We start from the raw sequence: 20,955 nt of genomic DNA on the forward strand, positions 1-20,955 counted from the left end.
CTATCCGCAGATATCATGTTGACGGTCCCTCCACCCTGGCTCCTACATACCGCGTAGGAGCCGGGAGGAACATACAAGCCATGCTCGGCTGAGGCATTACCAGGAAGGCCCTTGCCGAGCACGGCTCGGCACTACCTGGCAGCTTTACCGGGAAGGCCCCTAGCCGAGCATGGCTCGGCACTACATTCAGCAGCCTTGGCGGAGCTGACGTACCATCGCGCCTCCCTCGTATCACCTGTCCCAGCCTGTTCCGATGACCCAGCAATCCCACCGTGTGCAAGGCCTGAACAACGATGAAGTGGCCGCTGACTGGCCCGCCATCAATGCGACCGAGCTTGCCTGGCTGTGTAATCGCTACCCGCAGCTGGACGCTGACAGCACCCTGCTCTGGCACAGTCCGCGACCGATGTCGGCCGCCGCGATTGCCCAGGGCCCGCACGGCAAGGTCTTCGTCAAACGGCACCACCGGCTGGTCCGCAGTGCTGCCTGTCTGCTGGAAGAGCATCAATTCATCACCCACCTCACCAAGGCCGGGGTGCCGGTTACCCAGCTCCTGCATGGCCACGATGGCCAGACCGCCATCGAACATGGCGACTGGACCTACGAGCTGCACGCCGTAGCCGATGGCCAGGACCTGTACCGGGATGCCCCATCGTGGACACTGCTGACCGAAGTCGAACGCGCGCGCGCTGCCGGCCGCATGCTGGCCACCCTGCACCGTGCCTCCGCCAGCTATGACGCGCCCCAGCGCAGCACCCACCTGCTGGTCGCACGTGAAGAGCTGATCCGTGCGGAAGACCCGATCGCGGCGCTCAAGACCGATCTCGGCAATCGACCCGGCCTTGCCCGCTATCTGGCCCGCATACCCTGGGAGCAACAACTGCAGCGCAGCGTCATGCCTTGGCACACCGGACTGTCAGCGCGCCTGCAGGCCGAACCTCGGCTCTGGGCGCACAACGACTGGCACGTCTCCAACCTGCTGTGGGGCCACGGCGACAATGCGATGCAGGTCAGCAGCGTGCTCGATTTCGGCCTGGCCTCCCCCACCAGCGCCCTGTTCGATCTGGCCACCGCCATCGAACGCAATGCCGTGGCTTGGCTGGAACTGGAGCGCGGCGCCGAGGCGGTGCGTATCGATATCGCATTGGCCCTGCTCGACGGCTACCGCGAAGTGTTGCCCTTGTCGGCCGAACGGGTACACCTGCTGGCCGACCTGCTGCCAATGGTGCATTTCGACTTTGCACTGTCCGAAGTCGAGTATTTCGAAGGCGTCACCGGCTCCACCGCAAATGCCGATGTCGCCTGGCAGCCCTTCATGCTCGGCCACCCTGAATGGTTCGCCAGCCATCACGGCCAAACCTTGTTGCAGGCCCTGCACGCCGCCGCCTGAAGCAGCCCGACTCGCAAATCATTCGCATTTGTAGTGAAATGGCGCCCTGAAGCGGGGGTGCCTGGATTTGCCAGGCTGAGAGAGTCCCTTGGAACCTGATCCGGTTTGCACCGGCGTAGGGAGCTTTGAGCAGCAGCCGTAGCGCCGTCATTGGCGCTGCGCATGCGCGCCTTCGCTTCGTCTCCCTTGTTGCCTGAAGACGAATCGAATGAACCGCTGCCTGCGCCCCACGTTGCTGTCTCTCGCCCTGAGCACCGCCCTGCCGCTGTACGCCAGCGACACCGGCCTCGATGCCGCTGCCGAATACTCCCCGACCGAACTGGCCGCCGTGCGCGTGCAGGCACGCCAGCCGGACGCGGACAACTCCCGCGCCAACAGCTTTGGCAGCGGCGACTGGAAAAGCACGCCGGCATCAATGAACGTGCTGGACCGCGACTTCCTCGACCACCAGCAGGTGCGCTCGCTGTCCGAACTGGCCAGCAATGACGCCTCGCTCGGTGATGCCTACGCACCGGTCGGTTACTACCAGAACATCGCCATCCGTGGCTTCGCGTTGGACACAGCCACCGGCTACCGCTTCAACGGCATGTCGATCGCCGGCGAACAGCGTCTGGCACTGGAGAACCTGCAGTCGGTGGAAGTGCTCAAGGGCGAAGCTGGTTTGGCAGCCGGCGTGATGGCACCCGGCGGCATCATCAACTACGTCAGCAAACGGCCGGCCGAAGTACGCACCGTCACCCTGGGCACCGACAACGAAGGCTCGCGCTATGCCGCCATCGACGTCGGCCACTGGCTGACCCCGCGCATCGGCCTGCGCTTCAACGCAGCCTGGGACGACAGCGCGTCCTATATCGAACATGCCGATGGCCGCCGCAATTTCTACTCGCTGGCGACCGACTGGCTGATCGGCGAGCGCGGCAAGCTTGAAGTCGACGCCAACTACCAGACCAGCGCGCAGCGCTCGGCCTCCGGCTACCAACTGCTGGGCGGACGTGAACTGCCGACCGGCGTGGACCGTGAGCAGTTGCTCGGCTATCAGCCGTGGCAGCAGCCGGTAGGCATTGCCAGCACCAATATCACCGCGCTGCACACCTACGACTTCAACGCCAATTGGCAATCCCGCGTCGCCGTCAGCCACAGCCGCACGGTGATCGACGACAACGTCGCCTTCGCCTATGGCTGCTACTACGCCGCGCAATGCGCCGATGGCAGCGTGCCGGGCAATTACTTTGCCCCCAATGGCGATTACGACATCTACGACTACCGCAGCCCGGACGATACCCGTCGCAACCAGGAGCTGCGCGCCGAGCTGCGCGGCAGCTTCGACACCGGCAGCATCGGCCATCAGCTGACCGTGGGTGCGGACCAGTTCCGCCGCACCGTGGACAAGCGCCGCAACGTCAACGAATACGTCGGCACGGTCAATATCCACGACAAGCAGCTGCTCGTGTTCGAGCCCTCGCCACTGATGCCCGGCGCGTCCGCACGTCGCCTGGACAGCCGCCAGACCGCGGCCTTCGCACTGGACCGCATCCAGCTCAATGAAGACTGGCAATGGCTGGCCGGCGGCCGCTACGTGCGCCTGGACGAACGCGCATACGACAAGCGCGGCAACCCGCAACGTCGCAGCCGCCTGTCGCGCTTCCTGCCGCAGACTGCGGTGATGTGGAAGGCCAGCGACAGCATCAATGCCTACGCAAGCTATGTCGAAGGCATCTCGCTCGGCCAGGAGGCACCGTTCTGGACCGCCAACGCCGATACCTTCCTGCCGGCAGTGCAATCGCGCCAGCTCGAAATCGGCGTGAAGTATTCCAGCACCGAGCAGCTGACGCTGGGCGCGGCACTGTTCCGCACCACCCAGCCCTACCAGTACGCAAAGCCCGACGACAGCGACGCCGGCTACACCTTCGTAGAGGAAGGCAAGCAGGCACACGTCGGCCTGGAACTGACCGCCAATGGCCAGCTCACCGATGCACTACAGATCGTCGCCAGCGCCAGCGTATTGCAGGCACGTGCACGCGATACCGGCACGTCAAGCTACGAAGGCCACCAGCTGGTCAACGTTCCCAAGCTGCGCACCAGCGTGCACCTGAGCTATGCGCTGCCCTTCGTTGAAGGGCTGGACCTGACCGGCGGCTGGCGCTACGCATCGGCCAATACCGCGCGCGCTGATGGCGCCGTACGCGCACCGAGCTACAACCTGTTCGATGCCGGCCTGCGCTTCCAGCACCAGCTGCAGGGCCACGCCGTAAGCTGGAACCTGTCAGTGGACAATGTATTCAACCGCTTCTACTGGCGTGACACCGGCAGCAGCATGGGCGATTACTACCTGTTCCCAGGCGCACCGCGGCAGGCACGCGTATCGGTGAGCGTCGCGCTGTGAGCAGCGCAACGCTCGAATGGTCGGCCGCGCTATGCAGCATCCTCGGCGTCTGGCTGATGGCGCAACGGCGGATGGTCGCCTGGCCGGTCGGCCTGTTGTCGGTGGCGCTGTATGCACTGGTATTCGCCGAAGCCAAGCTGTATTCGGACACGCTGCTGCAGCTCGCTTTCGCCGTTTTCCTGGTCTATGGCTGGATCAACTGGCGTCGCCACGCCGCCGACGAAGGCAGCGTGCGTATCGTGCCCCTGTCACGCAGCAAGATGCTGCGTGACCTGGGTATCGGCCTGCTTGGCGGCATCGCGCTTGGTGCCGGCATGCACAGCTTCACCGATGCCTCGCTGCCATGGCTGGACGCGATGCTGACCGGATTGAGCCTGGTCGCGCAGTGGTGGCAGGCACGCCGCCATACCGCCACCTGGTGGCTGTGGATCGTGGTCGACGTGGTGTACGTGGGCGCATATCTGTTCAAGTCACTGCATGTGACCGCGGCGCTGTACGTGTTCTTCCTCGGTCTTGCCGTGATCGGGCTGCGTGCATGGAGTGCAGCGGCCCACATCCCCACTGCGGAACCTGCAGCGCACGCCGCGCGCTGAGCAGCGTCACGCATTGCCAGCTGCTGCCGATGTCGGCAGCAGTTGGCTGAAGGTAAATCGCAGACAACAAAAAAGCCCCGTCAGGGGCTTTTCTTTACCTGCAGATATCACATGGAATCTGCTGGTCATTATCTGGAGCGGGAAACGAGACTCGAACTCGCGACCTCAACCTTGGCAAGGTTGCGCTCTACCAACTGAGCTATTCCCGCGGATTGAATGCAGCACCTGCGAAACAGAGAACCGACATTCGAGATGTATTGCAAGACTGGAGCGGGAAACGAGACTCGAACTCGCGACCTCAACCTTGGCAAGGTTGCGCTCTACCAACTGAGCTATTCCCGCAGGCTTGCTACATCTATTTACTCATCGAAGCACGAATGAACATGACCCGATGCTTGAAACTGGAGCGGGAAACGAGACTCGAACTCGCGACCTCAACCTTGGCAAGGTTGCGCTCTACCAACTGAGCTATTCCCGCTTGGGAGGCGAAATTCTACATGCATTGGGCGCAGTGTCAACAGCCTGTTCACTTTTTAACTGCGCTATTCCTTGCGGCTTTTTCGTCTTCACGCAGGCTCGGCCAAGCCGCACGCAGGTACTGCAGCGCAGACACCAGAGTCAGCAAAGCAGCGATGGCCAACATCCAGTCACCAATATGGAAAACCGGCTCGCCCATCCAGATGGTTTTGTACGAGGTATTGGGCGACACCGAGTACAGCAGGCACAGCAACGCCACCATCTGCGCGGTGGTCTTGACCTTGCCGATCATCGCCACCCGCACCTTGGCGCGCTGGCCGATCTCGGCCATCCACTCGCGCAACGCCGACACCGCGATTTCACGGCCGACGATCACCGCTGCCCAGAACGCCATCCACGGCGTCGGGTGCCCCTGCACGATCAGGAACAGGGCCACCGCCACCATCAACTTGTCCGCCACCGGGTCCAGGAATGCGCCGAACGCCGAATGCTGCTCGTACTTGCGCGCCACCCAGCCGTCCAGCCAATCGGTGATAGCCGCCAGGCCGAAAATCGCCGCCGAGGCGAAGTTGGTCCAGGCATAGGGCAGGTAGAACACCAGCACCAGCACCGGGATCATCAGGATCCGCAGCAGCGTCAGCCAGGTGGGGATGGTCAATTTCATTACAACATTACTCCGCTGCCGGATCGGGTACCGACAGACCATGAAGGTTAGCGTAGATACGCGCAGCGAGGGCGGCATTGATGCCTTCCACGCGGGCGATTTCAGCCTCGCCCGCGGCCTTCAGGCCGGCAATGCCGCCAAAATGCTTGAGCAGGCTGGCGCGCCGACGCGGGCCGATACCGGGAATATCCTCGAGTTTGCTGGTCATGCGCGCCTTCTGGCGACGCCCGCGGTGGCCGGTAATGGCAAAGCGATGGGCCTCGTCACGCACCTGCTGGATGAACTGCAAGGCCGGGGACGCGGCGCCGGGGCGTAGCTCGCGGCCATCGGGCAGCACCAGTGCTTCATGGCCGGCACGGCGCTCCACGCCCTTGGCCACGCCCACCAGCATCACCCCTTCCACGCCCAGGTCAGCCAGCGCTGCCTGTGCCTGTGCCAACTGTCCGGCACCACCGTCGATCAACAACACGTCCGGCAGCACCCCACCCTCTTCCACCGCGCGGCGGAAACGTCGGTCGATGGCCTGGCGCATGGCGGCGTAATCGTCGCCCGGCTCGATGCCGCTGATGTTGTAGCGCCGGTACTGCGCGCGCACCGGGCCGGCCGCATCAAACACCACGCAGGAGGCCACTGTAGCCTCACCCATGGTGTGACTGATATCAAAGCACTCCACGCGCTTGACCGGCTCGGCCAGGCCCAGCATCTCGCGCACGGCCTCACTGCGCGCCTGCTGTGCACCGGCACTGTCCATCTCGGCGACCAGGGTGATCTGCGCGTTGCGACTTGCCAGTTCCACGTAGCCGGCGCGTTCGCCGCGCACGTTCCACTTCAAGGCCACCTTGCGCTCGGCCGATGCACTCAGCGCGGCCTCGATCATCTCTGCATCCGGAATCTGTCGATCCAGCAGCACCTCCGCCGGCGGCTCATGTTCGACGTAATACTGCGAGACAAACGCCGCCAACACCTCCTCGGCGCTGTCTTCGCCATTGGTGCGCGGAAAGAATGCACGCGTACCCAGATTGCGGCCATCGCGGAATGCCAGCAGCATCACGCAGGCGCTGGCACCCTGGGTTGCACAGGCCAGCACGTCCAGATCGGCAGCGCGCCCATCCACGTACTGGCGGTTCTGCATGCTGCGCAACGAAGCCACCAGATCACGCAACCGCGCCGCCCGCTCGAACTCAAGCGTATCGCTGGCCTGCTGCATCGCCTGCATCAGCTCCTCGGCAAGCTGATCGCTCTTGCCTTCCAGGAACATCGCCGCGCGCCGCACCGATTCGTCGTATTCGGCCTGCGGAACCAGCTCCACGCAGGGCGCGCTGCAACGACCGATCTGGTACTGCAGGCACGGCCGCGAGCGGTTGCGGAATACGCTGTCTTCGCAGCTGCGCAGCTTGAACAGCTTGTGCATCAGGTTCAGCGTTTCGCGCACCGCACCGACGCCCGGATACGGCCCGTAATAGCGTCCGGGCACCGCACGCGGACCGCGATGCAGGGCAATCCGCGGCCATTGCTCGCGGGTCAGCAGCACCTGCGGATAGGTTTTGTCGTCGCGCAGCGAGACGTTGTAACGCGGGTTCAGCGACTTGATCAGCTGGTTTTCCAGCAGCAGCGCTTCAGCCTCGGTGCGGGTGACGGTGACATCCATCCGCGCCACCTGCGACAGCATCATCATGATGCGGCGGCTCTTCGGCGAGCCGTTGAAGTAACTGCCTACGCGCTTGCGCAGCGCGCCGGCCTTGCCCACGTACAGCAAGCTGTCATCGGCAGCGTACATCCGGTACACACCTGGCGCTGTACTCAGCGCCGCAGCGAAGGCCTTGCCATCGAATTCATTGGCAACTACGTCGGTCATCCTTCAATCGGCACTTCACTCAGTTCACCGCTGAGTGGATCAAAACGCAGCACAGCGTGCGCGTCGGCTTCGGCAATCCAGATCGCGCCTGCAGCCACCGCCAAGGCGGCCGGACCATGCAGGCGACGCGGCAGGTTGACCGTGGACAGATCACCACCGCCCAAGCGCAGGGTACGTAGCGAACCATTGCCGGCATCGGCAATCCACAGCAGCGGCGAGTCCGGCCCCATTGCCAGGGCCAACGGGTACTGCAGGCGCGCACGCAAGCGCGGGCCATCAACATTGCCCGACTCCCATGGTCCCTGCCCGACCAGCGTCTGCACCAGGTCGCCACGCAGCTGCACCGAACGGATCGCCGAGCCCAGCGCGTCGCAGACGTAGAGCGTCTGCTGGACCGCAACCAGACTGCTGGGCTGTGCAAATGCAGCCAGATGACCACTGCCATCGCGCACCTCCACTGCGCCGGCACCGGCCCTCCAGCGCAGCTCGCGCGTGCCCAGGTCATAGCTCCAGATATGGTTGTCACCGGCCATCGCGATATGGACCTGGTTGTCCGCCACCGCAACCGCTGCTGGATGATTGAGCTGACTGTCCCAAGGCTGGGCCAACACGCCGGCACGCGGATCACCTGCACGGCCGTTGCCGCACAAGGTGTCCACCTGCCCACTGATCAGATTGATGCTGCGCAAGGCGTGATTGCCGGTATCAGCCACGTACAGGATCTCGCGCACCAAAGCCAAGCCCTGCGGGCGATTGAACGTCGCCTCGCCGGTGCCGCCATTGATCAGATCGGCGCTGCCCAAGCCGAACTGACGCAGAACGCGGCCATTATGGGTGCACTCTAGAATTCGATGGTGACCGGTGTCAGCCACGTAAAGGCGATCTGCCGTGGCAACCAGTCCGCCCGGGAACAGCAGCGGGAGGCGCGGTTCGGCGTTGATTTCACGGATGCCGTAGGCATCATCGTCCAACGGGCGCGTCATGCCTTCACCCAGACTGTTCAAGGCCCGCTCCAAGTCACCGGTCGCGCCCACCAGCCGCTCCTGTTCCTGCCCATAGGCATCGAGCATCAGCAGGGTTGGCCAGGACTGTACGTCAAACCGGCGCCAGGCATCCCACTGCGCATCCAACACGATGGGCGCACTGATGCCCTGCCGACGCAGCAGCTTCAGTGCTTGCTGCGGTTCACGTTCAAACTCGAATCGCGGCACCTGCACCACCAGCAACTGCACCTTGCCGGGGTTGCGCGCCTGCCAGCGCATGACCTCAGCCAGCCGCTGCATGCACCACACCGAGGCTCCGTTGACGAAGGCCAGCACCAGCGGGCGACCGCGCATGTCCTGCAAGGTCGCCGGCGCTGCATTCAGCCAGATACCGGAGGTGGGCAGTTCCGTTACACGGTTTTCGTTCATGCAGGGATTATGCCGGAGTCGTCGCGCCGCGACAGGCGGCGCACTGTGGCCTGGGCCGCAGTATCGAGCAGCGCCCAGCTGTGTTCGAAATCTCCCACATCACCGTAATAGGGGTCCGGCACCACATCGGCCCCTTCAATGCCTGCCCACGGCAGCCACAACACCGCACGCGCCTCGAACCCGGCCGGCGCCAGCTGCCGGGCCTCACGCAGATTGTCGACATCCGCACACAGGATAAGGTCGTATTCATCGAAATCCTCGGCCAGCAGCTGGCGGGCCCGCTGGGCGGCTATGTCCACGCCATGCTGGCGGGCACAGGCAACGGCACGCGGATCGGGGCTGCGCCCGGCATGCCAATGGCCCGAGGTTCCAGCCGAACCGACCTGCACCCAACTGCCCAACCCCGCCTCGGCAATCCGCGCGCGCAAAGCCCCTTCACCCATCGGCGAGCGGCAGATATTGCCCAGGCAGACCACCAGCAACTTCATTGCCCCGCCCTCATTCGCGCCTCGGCGCGATGCAGGTCTCCCGGGGTGTCGATCCCTGGCGGGAATGGCGCGGGCGACAAGCCCACCGCGATACGGAAGCCAGCCTCCAGCACCCGCAGCTGCTCCAGCGATTCGATCTGCTCCAGATTACCGGGCGGCATGCCGGCAAACTGCTGCAGGAAACCAGCTCGGTAGCCATAAATACCGATATGCCGCAGCCACTGGCCGGCCGGCAGCACATCGCGACTGACGGCGAAGCCATCGCGGTGCCACGGAATCGGCGCGCGGCTGAAGTACAGCGCATCGCCCTGCGCAGTCCGTACCAGCTTGACCACATTGGGATCAAACAGGGTCGGAGCGTCTTCCACCAGCGTTGCCAACGTCGACATCGGCGCGCCGCTGTCGGCAAGAATTGTCGCCACTGCCTGGATGCCTGCCGCCGGGGCGAAGGGCTCATCACCCTGCAGGTTCACCACGATCACATCGTCGGCCCAACCAGCCTGGCGAGCACATTCGGCAAGACGGTCGGTACCGGAGGCATGCGCGGGGTCGGTCATCGCCACATGGATGCCGGTCAATCCCGCCACCGCTTCCGCAATCCGCGCGTCATCGGTAGCCACCCACACCTCGCGGGCGCCCGCGTCCAACGCGCGACGCGCCACGTGCAGCACCATTGGCTCCCCGGCAATCAGCGCCAAGGGCTTGCCCGGCAAGCGGGTGGAGGCATAGCGGGCCGGAATGGCCACCACGAATTCGGGAACCCTGCTCATCTCAACTCCTTCCAACACGTACGACAACAGCATGCATCAACCGCGGGACAGCTTACCCAGACGGTCGAGCAGGGCCACCCAGAATGCTGCCGGCAACTCAGCCTGCAGCGGCACAGCGTAGTGCCACGCGGTAGCGAAACCCTGGCATTTGACCGCGTCTTTTTCGGTCATCAATACCGGCAACTCGCTGCCGAAGGACAGGTCTTGCGGCGTGTAACGATGATGATCGGCAAAGGCATGCGGCACCACACCGATATCGCGGCCGCGCAGCATCTGGAAAAACCGCTGCGGATTGGCGATGCCTGCCACCGCGTGTACCCGCAGGCCGGCAAATGTCTTCAAGGGTTTGCCGCGGCCGCCCTTCAGTGGCCGCGCCGATTCGATCGACAGACGCATCGCCCACTCGCCGAAACCGGAGTCCCCTACCTGAGTGGGCGCATCACTGTTCTGCCCAAGATTGACCACCCGGAAGTCACACTGCGCGGCGCGCGAGGCCGGCTCGCGCAGCGGCCCGGCCGGCAGCAACCGTCCGTTGCCATAGCGGCGCACTGCGTCCACCACTTCGATTTCGATATCACGCGCCAAACGGTAGTGCTGCAGACCGTCATCGCAGACCACCACATCGCAACCGGCATCCAGCAGGGCCTTGGCCGCGGCGACCCGATCCTTGTCCACCCGCACCGGCACGCCGGTCTTCCAGGCGATCAGCACCGGCTCATCCCCGCCCAGGCCCACGTCCATATCCGCGGTGACCCAGCGCGCCGTATCAGCCTCGTCGCGGCCATAACCGCGGCTGGCGACACCGGGTTTCCAGCCCGCTTCACGCAGGCGGTTGACCAGTTCAATCGTCAACGGCGTCTTGCCGGTACCACCGGCAGTGATATTGCCAACCACGATCACCGGCAACGGTACCTGCCGGGCACGCAACCAACCACGGCGGTACAGGCTGCGGCGCAGGCCGGTTACTGCGCCATACAGCGGCGCCAGCAGCCGTGCCAGCAGCGGCACCGGTGCATCGCCATACCAGTAGGCCGGCGTTTGCGGTCCTTGCTTGGCCATCATTCCTGCCTGTCGCGGAACTGCATGCTATGCAGGTGTTCGTACAGACCGCCCATCGCCAGCAATTCGGCATGGGTTCCCCGCTCGACGATGCGCCCCTGATCCATCACCAACACCTGATCGGCGTGCTCGATGGTGGACAGGCGATGCGCGATGACCAGCGTGGTGCGGTCTGGCATCAACTTCTGCAGTGCGTCCTGCACCAGCCGCTCGGATTCGTTGTCCAGCGCAGCGGTTGCTTCGTCCAGGATCAGGATAGGCGCGTCCTTGAGCATCGCGCGGGCAATCGCCAGGCGCTGACGCTGGCCACCGGACAGGCGACCGCCCTTTGCCCCAACCGGCGCATCAATTCCCTGCGGCAGCTGCTCAACGAACTCGCTGGCGTTTGCGCCATCGATTGCCCGCTGCAACTGCTCGACGCTGCGCTCCTGCAGCTCACCATAGGCGACGTTCTGGGCGATGCTGCCATTGAACAAGGTGACCTGCTGTCCAACCAGAGCAATCTGCCGACGCAGATCGGCCAACTTGTAATCCTGCAACGGGTGGCCATCAAGCAGGATTTCGCCAGCCTCAATTTCATAGAAGCGCGGGATCAGCTTGATCAAGGTCGACTTGCCACTGCCGGAGCGGCCAACGATGGCGGTTACCGTGCCCGGCTTGGCAACGAAGCTGATGTCTTCCAGCGCCGGCTTGGTCTGTCCCACATAACGGGCAGTGACGTGACGGAATTCCAACAGGCCCTTGGCGCGCTGGAGCGACAGATTGCCCCCATCCACTTCGTCTTTTGCGTCAAGCACATGGAACAGGCGCTGCGCCGAGGCAATGCCGCGCTGGGTCATGTTCTGTACGTTGGTCAGCTGCTTCAGCGCCGGAATGATCGCCAGCATCGCCATCAGCAGACCGACGAAGTCACCCACCGTCAAACGCCCGGCAGCGGCCTCGTGCCCCGCGATGAGCAACAGCGCAGCCAAGCCGACCGCACCGATCAACTGCACCATGCTGGAAGAAATGCTGCGCGTCGCTTCGACCTTCATCGCCAGCCGCAGGTTGGTGTTGGCCAACCCGGTATAGCGGTCCAGCTCAGCCGGCTGCGCACCGTAGATCTTCACTTCCTGCTGGCTGGACAGGGCCTGATCGGCCGCCTGCAGCAGATCAGCACCACTCTCCTGGATGCGGTGACTGATGCGCCGGTAGCGCTTGGCGACGATGTTCATCACCCAGGCCAATGGCGGTGCCAGCACGAAGATCGCAAGCGTCACCTGCCAGCTGTAGTACAGCATCACCGCCAACGAACCCAGTGCCTGCAGCGATTGCTGCAGCACCACCTTCATCGCATCGATCGCAGCCTGCGCCACTTGGTCGCTGTCCGAGCCCAACCGTACCAACATCGATGGCACCGGCTCGGAATCGAAACGCTGCCCTGGCAGCCGCAGGTACTTGCCCAGCACCAGCACCCGGAAATCACGGGCGATGCTGCGTGCGGCCTTGCCCATGCCGATATCGGTCAGATAGCCAGCCACACCACGCAACAGGAACAACCCAATGACAGCCAAAGGCATCCACTGGTTGATGTCCTTCGGGTTCACCAGGCTATTGGTGATCGGGCTCATCAGGACCAGGAAACCACTGCCTGCGGCCGCCTCGATCAACATGCCAAGGCCCGCCATCAACAACAGCGGCCGATAGGGCTTGGCGGAGGCAAGCAAGCGCTTGTAGATCTTCCAGGCCGAGTCGTTGTCACTCATTGTTTGGCTTCCGGTGCGGTTGCAATCGCGATCCGGCGGAAACCGAGCTGACCGAGGGCATCCTGCGCGGTGACCACAGCTTGGTACGGCGTACGCGCGTCAGCACGCAGCAGCACGCTCTGCTCGCGGTCGGCACCGGCCAACTGGGCGATGATCTGCTTCAACGATTCGATGTCGGTGCGCAGCACTTCCTGGTCGTTGACGAAGTAGCGGCCATCAGCATTGACCAGCACGCTCAGCGAAGTCTGCGGCGCGCTGGTCTTCTGGTCGCTGGCCGTGGGCAACTGCACCTGCAGCGTCGAACGCGCATCAAAGGTGGTGGTGACCACGAAGAAAATGATCAGCACCAGGATCACGTCGATCAAGGGCACCAGATCGATATGCGGTTCATCCTGGGTGCGATTGTTACCAATCCGCATGGGCTCAGGCCTTCTCGGTTGCCGCCGGGCGCGGCGCGGCGGCCTTGCTGGCCGCCATGACCGCCGGGCGACCATCCAGTGCATCCAGCAGCGCGCTGGCTTCCTGCTCCATCTCGATCACGTAGCCATCGATCAGGCCACGGAAGTAACGATGGAACATCAAGGCCGGAATCGCGACCATCATGCCGGTCGCGGTGCACACCAGTGCCTTGCCGATACCGCCAGCAAGCTGGCCGACGTCGCCGACGCCGTGATCGAGAATGCCCAGGAACATCTGGATCATGCCGACCACCGTACCCAACAGGCCGAGCAACGGGCCAGCCGAGGCGATGGTGCCAAGTGCATTGAGGAAGCGTCCCATCCGGTGCACCAGATGGCGACCGGTGTCTTCGATGCGCTCACGGATCTGGTCACGCGGGCGATTGCGCGCTTCAAGCGCGGCTGCCAACAAGGCACCGAGCGGTGAGTTGGCACGCAGGGAGTCGATATGCGAGGCATCCAGCTTGCCGCGCGCGGCCCAGTTGCGGACCTCCTGGCCCAGGCCCGGCGGCAGCACCTCGTTACGGCGCAGGCTCCAGAAACGCTCCAGGACGATCGCCAACGCCAGCACGCCCAACAGCAGCAACGGCACCATCGGCCATCCGCCGGCTTTGACCAATTCCCACACGTTTCAACCCTCCGGCGCCGTGGCCGCGTATTTGATGTCAGATAGGATAGCAGCCGCCCGCGCCCGCTCAGCGGCATCCCATGACCTTGAGCGCCAGATTCTGCGCTCGCGCAGCTGCAAGCCCTGCTTGCCCAACCATACATGCAGCGCCCCACTGCCGGCCGTGGTCAGCACCTCGGCCCCGGAGCGCTGCCAGCGGGCCACCACGTCACCGCGCGGGTGACCGAAGCGATTGCCATGGCCACTGGAGATCAGCGCCAGCCGCGCGTCGGTAGCCGCCACGAAACGATGACTGGACGACCCGCCGCTGCCGTGGTGCGCCACCAACACCACCTCCGCGCGCAGCTTTACCGGCATCTGTTTGAGCAGGCGCTGTTCGATGACTTCGCCAATGTCGCCGGTCAACAAGGCCGTTCCGTAAGCACCCTGGACCCGCAGCACGCAACTGGACTCGTTGCCCAGATACGGAAAACCCGGCGTGGGGTGCAGAAACTCAAGCAGCACCCCATCCCATTGCCATGCCTGACCTGCCTCGCAGGCCACTCCAGTGCCTGCGTCCACCACCAGTCCCGGCGGCATCAGCACCTCCGCAGACGGTAGGACGCTCCGCACCGCCGCCAGTCCGCCGGCATGATCATGATCGCCATGACTGACCACCACCCGGTCCAGACGCCGCACACCCAAGGCACGCAGTGCAGGCACCACCACCCGCTCGCCGGCATCAAAGCCGTCAGCTACCGCCGGCCCGGTATCGAACAGCAGTGTGTGCTGACGGGTACGCAGCAGCACTGCCAAGCCCTGCCCCACATCCAGCGTAACCAGCTCGAACTCACCCGGCTCGGGCCTGTCGCGCCATGGCAGACACAACGGCAACCACAGCAACACCGCCAGACCCTTGCCCGCAACCCCGGCCGGCAACAACAACCACACGGCGCCGAGCAGCGCCAGAGGCAAGGCGAACCACGCCGGCTCGGGCAACCACCACAATGAATAGAGAGCACTGCCCAGCATCTGGAACAACGGCCAGCTCAGATCGAAGCACCATGCCGAGGCCCGCCAGACCACGCCGCCCGCACCACTGCATATCACCTCCAGTGCAGTACCGATAAGCGCCAGCGGCACCACCACCAGACTCCACCAGGGAATGGCGACCAGGTTGGCCAGCGGACCGATCGCCGAGGCCTGGCCGAACAGCATCACCGTCAGCGGCAACAGACCCAACGTCGCAACACGCTGCGCAGACAAGAAGCCGCGCAGCCAATGTGTACGCTCGGGCAGACACCACAGCAACCACGCCACCCCAGCGAAGCTGAGCCAGAAGCCAGCGGTCAACACCGACAATGGCGCCAGCCACAGCACGACCAAGGCCGCCAACGCCAATGCGCCAGCAACATCGACCGGCCTGCGCCCAAGCCGTGCCAGCACCACTACCGCAACCATCAGCACGGTACGCACCGTCGGCAAGCCAAACCCGGCTACTGCCGCATACGTCGTCGCCCCAAGCAGCGCACCAATGGCAACGGCTTGCGGACGCGGGCAATAGCGACCGCACCAAGGCAGCAAGCGCCAGAGTCCTGCCACCAACCACGCTGCGCACAGTGCAACCATGCCGACGTGAAAGCCCGAGATGGCTATCAGATGGGTCAGGCCGGTTGCACGCAGCACCTGCCAGTCGCCTTCACCAAGACCGCGCGTATCGCCCAGCGCCAGGGCCTGTACATAGCGCGAAGATGCGGCCGGCACCTGCGCTGCGATCCGCGCGGCCATGCGTTCGCGCCATGCCCCTAGCCCGGCAGCTGCCACCAAGCGTTGTGGTGCAGGCGATTGGCGCACGACTCCGCTGGCGGCAATGCCCTGTGCCAACGCGTGTCGCTCGGCATCAAAGCCGCCGGGATTGACCAGCCCGCGTGGTGCACGCAGGCGCAGATTCAACTGCCAACGTTCGCCCGCGTGTACCTGCAGGCGTGGACCGGGCGCTGTTGCGCCAAAGTCGTCGTACCAGGACACCTGCACCGTCTCCCCACGCAGGTCTGGTGGAAGGTCGGCTTCCGCATCCAGGCGTAGTTGAAAGCGCGTGCGACGAATCTCGTGCTGGGGAAGGCTGCTTACAACGCCTGTCACCGTGATTTCCTGCGCCTCCCTGCGTGCAGCCAGCTGCTGTTCCAGGCCCCAACCCACATGCAGGAAAGCCCAGCCCAAACCGGCCAGCACTGCCCCCAGCCAGCGCCAACGCGGGGCTGTGAGCCATAACAGCAGGCCCGCCGACAATGCCGCCCAGCGCACCCACGTTGACGGCATGGCCGGAGCCAGAATGGCCGTACAGATACCGGCCATAAAGCATGCCGCTACGGCCTTTCCGGCGAAGGCGAGGTTTGAGTGATGTTGAACCGCGTCGCCCGCGTTTCGCTGAGCTGGCATATCCGTCCCCGTTTGCGCCTTGGGGAATGCTGGCAGGCATCTGCTCGCATTCCATCGGCAAAAGCCGGTGATGGCGGATCGGAGATAGTGGGTAGCTACTGTAGAGCGCAGCGATGCTGCGCTGATTCAGGCCGGCAAGTTGTCGACCATCAGCTTCGCGGCTAACACCGCCCCCACAAGATGGAAGAATTGTCGGGAAGGCCTCTGCCGAGCATGGCTCGGCACTACGGCTGCATAAGCATCATTCTTTGTGGGAGCGGTGTCAGCCGCGAAGCTGGCGGCAATGAAATTCGAGTGATGCCTGCAACCTGGCGGATCTCGAGCTTCGCGGCTGACGCCGTCCCCACAAGACCGATGGATTACCTGGAAAGCCTCTGCCGAGCATGGTTCGGCACTACGGCTGCTCGGCTGCTGTCGTACAGGCAAAAGAAAAGCGGACACTAGGCCCGCTTTTCTTCTCAGCGATACAACACCGCAGCCTTATTCGGCCGGGGTGCCCTCGCCTTCTTCAACGGCCTTCATCGACAGGCGGATACGGCCCTGCTTGTCGACTTCCAGCACCTTGACCTTGACCACATCGCCTTCCTTCAGCACGTCGCCGACCTTCTCGACGCGGTCGCTGGAGATCTGCGACACGTGGACCAGACCGTCCTTGCCCGGCAGGATGGTGACGAATGCACCGAAGTCCATGATCTTGGCGACCTTGCCTTCGTAGATGCGGCCCGGCTCGACGTCCGAGGTGATCTGCTCGATGCGGGCCTTGGCGGCCTGGGCAGCAGCGTTGTTCACCGAAGCGATCGTGATGGTGCCATCGTCCTGGATGTCGATCTGGGTGCCGGTTTCCTTGGTGATGGCCTGGATGGTGGAACCACCCTTGCCGATCACTTCGCGGATCTTGTCCGGGTGGATCTTGATGGTCAGCAGACGCGGCGCGTAATCCGACAGCTCGGCGCGCGGCGAGGTCAGGCCGTGGGCCATTTCACCCAGGATGTGCAGACGGCCAGCCTTGGCCTGCTGCAGTGCCTGCTTCATGATCTCTTCGGTGATGCCTTCGATCTTGATATCCATCTGCAGGGCGGAGATGCCCTCGGCGGTACCAGCGACCTTGAAGTCCATGTCGCCCAGGTGATCTTCGTCACCCAGGATGTCGGACAGGACGACGAAACGCTCGCCTTCCTTGACCAGGCCCATGGCGATACCAGCAACCGGCGACTTGACCGGCACGCCGGCGTCCATCAGGGCCAGCGAGGAACCGCAGACCGAAGCCATCGACGAGGAGCCGTTGGATTCAGTGATTTCCGACACCACGCGGATGGTGTACGGGAAGGCTTCCAGCGACGGCATCACAGCCAGCACACCGCGCTTGGCCAGACGGCCGTGGCCGATTTCACGACGCTTCGGCGCACCGAAACGACCGCACTCACCGACCGAGTAGGGCGGGAAGTTGTAATGGAACAGGAAGTTTTCCTTGTACTCACCGGCAACGGCGTCGATCACCTGGCCATCACGGGCGGTGCCCAGGGTGATGGTCACGATGGCCTGCGTTTCACCGCGGGTGAACAGCGAGGAACCGTGGGTACGCGGCAGCACACCGGTCTTCACGGCGATCGGGCGGACGGTGTCCAGCGCACGGCCGTCGATGCGGACCTTGGTGTCCAGCACCGAGTTGCGCATGGTGCTGTATTCCAGCTCGCCGAATTCCTTCGACAGCTCGGCCGGGTTCCAACCTTCAGCGGCAACGCGGCCAGCCAGGGTCTCGACCACGTCCTTCTTGATCGCCGAGATGGCGTCACGACGCTGCAGCTTGTCACGCACCTGGAAAGCTTCGCCGAGCTTGCCGCCGACGGCTTCCTGCAGGGCGCTTACCCGCGGGGGGGGCGCGGCGGGGGCAACCCCGGCGCGGGGTGTGGTGCGGGTTTCACGGGCCCTTGCGTTGAGCGGGTTCATCACTTTCTGAATTCCGCGGTCCCCTAGGGCCACGGCGCCCAGCATCACGTCTTCGGACAGCAGTGCGGCTTCGGATTCCACCATCAGCACGGCGTTGGCGGTACCTGCGACCACCAGCTCCAGCTGCGATTCCTTCAGCTCCGACACGGTCGGGTTGAGGATGTACTGGCCGTCCTTGTAACCGACCTTGGCAGCGCCGATCGGGCCCTTGAACGGGGTGCCGGCCAGCGACAGTGCGGCCGAAGCACCGATCAGGGCGGCGATGTCGCCGTCCACTTCCGGGTTCAGCGACATCACCGTGGCGATGATCTGCACTTCGTTCTTGTAGTCTTCCGGGAACAGCGGACGGATCGGGCGATCGATCAGGCGCGAGATCAGCGTCTCTTTTTCGGTCGCACGGCCTTCACGCTTGAAGAAGCCACCCGGGATACGGCCACCGGCGTAGAACTTTTCCTGGTAATCGACGGTCAGCGGGAAGAAGTCCTGGCCTTCGCGCGCGCTCTTGGCGGCGACGGCAGTGACCAGCAACACGGTGTCGTCCATCTTGACGATGACTGCGCCGGCGGCCTGACGGGCGATTTCGCCGGTTTCAAGCGTGACGGTGTGTTTGCCGTACTGGAAGGTTTTGGTGATTTTTGCCACGGGGGATCCTTGAAATGCTTTCTTCGATTGGTCCGTTGCCAACCCATGCCGGCAACGGCTGGCCGGGCGGTTCCGGCCGGTCTACTACGATTTTGAAGCTCTAAAAACAAAGCCGCGGCGCATCGCTGCGCCGCGGCGGGTATCGATTAGCGGCGCAGGCCGAGCTTTTCGATCAATGCTTTATAGCGTGCGACATCCTTGTTCTTCAGGTAGTCGAGCAGGCTACGGCGGCGATTGACCATCTGCAGCAGGCCACGGCGGCTGTGGTGATCCTTCTTGTGTTCCTTGAAGTGGCCGGTCAGCAGTTCAATGCGAGCGGTCAGCAGGGCGACCTGGACTTCCGGGGAACCGGTATCAGCAGCGCCGCGCTTGTTTTCTTCAATGACTTTCTGGGTGTCGATCGACATGGTTTTTCTCTTCAGATGCGGGGCCAGCAGGAACGCCTCAAGACGCACCGCACAGCTCGCCGATTAATAGGCTGCCCACCGAGGTGGACAGTTGCCCTTTCTAGGGCCGCAAAATTGTAACGGTCACAACCATCCGGGACAAGGCGGCTGTGGTCTTAAAGGTACTGTCCGCCGCGGCCCGTTCAGAGATTGAAGCGGCGCTGCGGCCCCAGCCGCCCGCCCTCTTCCACCTGGCCCAGGCCCAGCGGTTGGCCGCCTTCGCCATAAACCACCACCAGGCCTACCGGCCAGTCCTGATTGCGCAGGCGTTGGCCAAGGCAGAACCGCGCTGCCTGGGCGGCATCCAGCTCGACCCGGGCGAACTGGCTCAGGCCCTGCTCGATTGGCAGCAACCAGTCCAGCAAGGCGGTTTCGTCGCCGGATTCAGCTACTGCGCGCAGCGCATCCAGGCCGATCATCTTCGGCGCCATGAACGGCTCCACCCACAGCCGGCGCAGCGCGGTGACATGTGCACCACAGCCCAGCAACTCGCCAAGGTCGCGGGCGATGCTGCGGATATAGGTGCCAGAACCGCAGGTCACGCGCAGCGACAGGCGCTCGCCTTCACGGGCCAGCACTTCAATCGCCTGCACCTGCACTTCGCGCTCGGGGGCCTCGATGGCCTCGCCACGACGCGCCTTGGCATATAGCGGCTCGCCCCCCTGCTTCAGCGCCGAATAGATCGGTGCCCGCTGCAGGATGGTGCCAGTCAGGCTGGCCAAGGCCGCCTGCAACTGCGCATCACTGAATTCAGGTACCGGCCGCTGGCGCAGCACCGCGCCGTCGGCATCATCGGTATCAGTGGTGCTACCAAGCCGGATTTCGGCGTCATAGGCCTTGGCCGAGCCCAGCAACAGGCCGGCGATCTTGGTCGCTTCGCCAAAACACAGCGGCAGAAGACCGGTGGCCAGCGGATCAAGGCTGCCGGTATGACCGCCCTTCTCGGCACGGAACAGGCGACGCGCAACCTGCAGCGCGGTGTTGGAGCTCATGCCTGCCGGCTTGTCGAGCAGAACGATGCCATCCAGGCGGCGGAATTGAATTCTGGGACGCATGCAACACCATGAGCGGGCCGCCGCGCGTTCAGCGCAGCCGGCAGAGAACAGAAAAGTCACCTGCGCCAATGCGCAGGCCAGACATGACAACAGCCCTTACGGGCTGCTGCGATTACGCTTTATCGGGGCCGCTGTCGGCGTCGGACCCGGGGTCCGGTGCCGGCGCCAGGTCGCGCAGCAGATTGTCGATGCGCTCACCACGATCGACCGAATCGTCGTAGTGGAAATGCAGCTCCGGCACATGCCGCAACTTCATCGCCTTGGCCAGCGACATGCGCAGCTCAACGGTCAGCTCGCGCAGCCCCTTCATCGCCTCATCCGCACGTTCCGGCATCAGCGCGGTCACGAAGATCTTGGCGTGGGCCATGTCACGGGTGACTTCCACGTCCGACACACTGACCGAAGGCAGGCCGAATTCACGCACGGCGGCATGCACCAGCGTGCCCAGATCACGGCGGATCTGCGCAGAAACACGGTCGGTACGATGGAAAGTCTTAGGCATCGGGCAAGTATCAGCAATAAAGA

17 protein-coding genes, 3 tRNA genes and 1 riboswitch are annotated in these 20,955 nt (G+C 64.0%); of the genes, 3 read left to right on the forward strand and 17 right to left on the reverse strand.

From position 1 onward, the window contains the following. Window positions 1-253 precede the first annotated feature (253 nt). The 3 genes from ACVOMF_RS08565 to pnuC all read left to right on the forward strand — a co-directional run bounded on the left by ACVOMF_RS08565 (window position 254) and on the right by pnuC (window position 4,366). The gene (locus tag ACVOMF_RS08565; RefSeq protein WP_481508904.1) at window positions 254-1,390 is read left to right on the forward strand and encodes a phosphotransferase enzyme family protein; all 1,137 of its coding nucleotides are present in this window, start codon (window positions 254-256) and stop codon (window positions 1,388-1,390) included. Between the two features lie 43 nt (window positions 1,391-1,433). Next, window positions 1,434-1,529, forward strand: a riboswitch (TPP riboswitch). 69 nt (window positions 1,530-1,598) lie between these two features. Further along, window positions 1,599-3,773: a TonB-dependent receptor gene (locus ACVOMF_RS08570; protein ID WP_481508905.1), complete on the forward strand. Its 2,175-nt coding sequence runs from the start codon at window positions 1,599-1,601 to the stop codon at window positions 3,771-3,773. Next, window positions 3,770-4,366: a nicotinamide riboside transporter PnuC gene (gene pnuC / locus ACVOMF_RS08575; protein WP_481508906.1), complete on the forward strand. Its 597-nt coding sequence runs from the start codon at window positions 3,770-3,772 to the stop codon at window positions 4,364-4,366. The genes ACVOMF_RS08570 and pnuC overlap by 4 nt, the downstream gene beginning before the upstream one ends. Window positions 4,367-4,499: 133 nt before the next feature. Here pnuC and ACVOMF_RS08580 read toward each other — a convergent pair. From ACVOMF_RS08580 to rbfA, 17 genes are all read right to left on the reverse strand, one after another. Beyond that, window positions 4,500-4,575, reverse strand: a tRNA-Gly gene (locus ACVOMF_RS08580). Window positions 4,576-4,632: 57 nt separating this feature from the next. After that, window positions 4,633-4,708 (reverse strand) — tRNA-Gly (locus ACVOMF_RS08585). Window positions 4,709-4,768: 60 nt separating this feature from the next. After that, window positions 4,769-4,844: transfer RNA gene (locus ACVOMF_RS08590), tRNA-Gly, on the reverse strand. A gap of 48 nt (window positions 4,845-4,892) precedes the next feature. Beyond that, window positions 4,893-5,507 (reverse strand): CDP-diacylglycerol--glycerol-3-phosphate 3-phosphatidyltransferase, encoded by a 615-nt coding sequence (pgsA, locus tag ACVOMF_RS08595; RefSeq protein ID WP_481508907.1) that lies wholly within the window; start codon window positions 5,505-5,507, stop codon window positions 4,893-4,895. A gap of 7 nt (window positions 5,508-5,514) precedes the next feature. Further along, window positions 5,515-7,362, reverse strand: a complete 1,848-nt coding sequence (uvrC, locus tag ACVOMF_RS08600; RefSeq protein ID WP_481508908.1) for an excinuclease ABC subunit UvrC — start codon at window positions 7,360-7,362, stop codon at window positions 5,515-5,517. Beyond that, window positions 7,359-8,774 carry a hypothetical protein gene (locus ACVOMF_RS08605; protein WP_481508909.1) on the reverse strand — a complete coding sequence of 472 codons (1,416 nt, stop codon included), beginning with the start codon at window positions 8,772-8,774 and terminating at the stop codon, window positions 7,359-7,361. Before ACVOMF_RS08605 ends, uvrC begins: the two co-directional genes overlap by 4 nt. After that, window positions 8,771-9,262, reverse strand: coding sequence for a low molecular weight protein-tyrosine-phosphatase (locus ACVOMF_RS08610; RefSeq protein ID WP_481508910.1), 492 nt, complete (start codon window positions 9,260-9,262; stop codon window positions 8,771-8,773). Before ACVOMF_RS08610 ends, ACVOMF_RS08605 begins: the two co-directional genes overlap by 4 nt. After that, entirely contained in the window at window positions 9,259-10,032 is a 774-nt protein-coding gene (gene kdsB / locus ACVOMF_RS08615; protein WP_481508911.1) for a 3-deoxy-manno-octulosonate cytidylyltransferase, read from the reverse strand. Before kdsB ends, ACVOMF_RS08610 begins: the two co-directional genes overlap by 4 nt. Window positions 10,033-10,068: 36 nt before the next feature. Then, on the reverse strand, window positions 10,069-11,091 hold the full coding sequence (gene lpxK, locus ACVOMF_RS08620; protein ID WP_481508912.1) for a tetraacyldisaccharide 4'-kinase: 1,023 nt from the start codon (window positions 11,089-11,091) through the stop codon (window positions 10,069-10,071). Next, window positions 11,091-12,836: a lipid A export permease/ATP-binding protein MsbA gene (gene msbA, locus ACVOMF_RS08625; RefSeq protein WP_481508913.1), complete on the reverse strand. Its 1,746-nt coding sequence runs from the start codon at window positions 12,834-12,836 to the stop codon at window positions 11,091-11,093. The genes lpxK and msbA overlap by 1 nt, the downstream gene beginning before the upstream one ends. Further along, entirely contained in the window at window positions 12,833-13,255 is a 423-nt protein-coding gene (locus ACVOMF_RS08630) for an ExbD/TolR family protein (protein WP_282270586.1), read from the reverse strand. Before ACVOMF_RS08630 ends, msbA begins: the two co-directional genes overlap by 4 nt. 4 nt (window positions 13,256-13,259) lie before the next feature. Then, entirely contained in the window at window positions 13,260-13,922 is a 663-nt protein-coding gene (locus ACVOMF_RS08635) for a MotA/TolQ/ExbB proton channel family protein (RefSeq protein ID WP_282270584.1), read from the reverse strand. Window positions 13,923-13,925: 3 nt separating this feature from the next. Further along, window positions 13,926-16,220, reverse strand: a complete 2,295-nt coding sequence (locus ACVOMF_RS08640; protein WP_481508914.1) for a DNA internalization-related competence protein ComEC/Rec2 — start codon at window positions 16,218-16,220, stop codon at window positions 13,926-13,928. Between the two features lie 600 nt (window positions 16,221-16,820). After that, entirely contained in the window at window positions 16,821-18,929 is a 2,109-nt protein-coding gene (gene pnp, locus ACVOMF_RS08645) for a polyribonucleotide nucleotidyltransferase (RefSeq protein ID WP_481508915.1), read from the reverse strand. A 146-nt stretch (window positions 18,930-19,075) separates the two neighbouring features. Beyond that, the gene (gene rpsO / locus ACVOMF_RS08650) at window positions 19,076-19,336 is read right to left on the reverse strand and encodes a 30S ribosomal protein S15 (protein WP_057626688.1); all 261 of its coding nucleotides are present in this window, start codon (window positions 19,334-19,336) and stop codon (window positions 19,076-19,078) included. Between the two features lie 182 nt (window positions 19,337-19,518). Beyond that, on the reverse strand, window positions 19,519-20,430 hold the full coding sequence (truB, locus tag ACVOMF_RS08655) for a tRNA pseudouridine(55) synthase TruB (protein ID WP_481508916.1): 912 nt from the start codon (window positions 20,428-20,430) through the stop codon (window positions 19,519-19,521). Window positions 20,431-20,542: 112 nt separating this feature from the next. Continuing rightward, window positions 20,543-20,932 carry a 30S ribosome-binding factor RbfA gene (gene rbfA / locus ACVOMF_RS08660; protein ID WP_481508917.1) on the reverse strand — a complete coding sequence of 130 codons (390 nt, stop codon included), beginning with the start codon at window positions 20,930-20,932 and terminating at the stop codon, window positions 20,543-20,545. Between the last annotated feature and the right edge of the window lie 23 nt (window positions 20,933-20,955).

The organism is Stenotrophomonas sp. STEN022 (genome assembly GCF_056760155.1).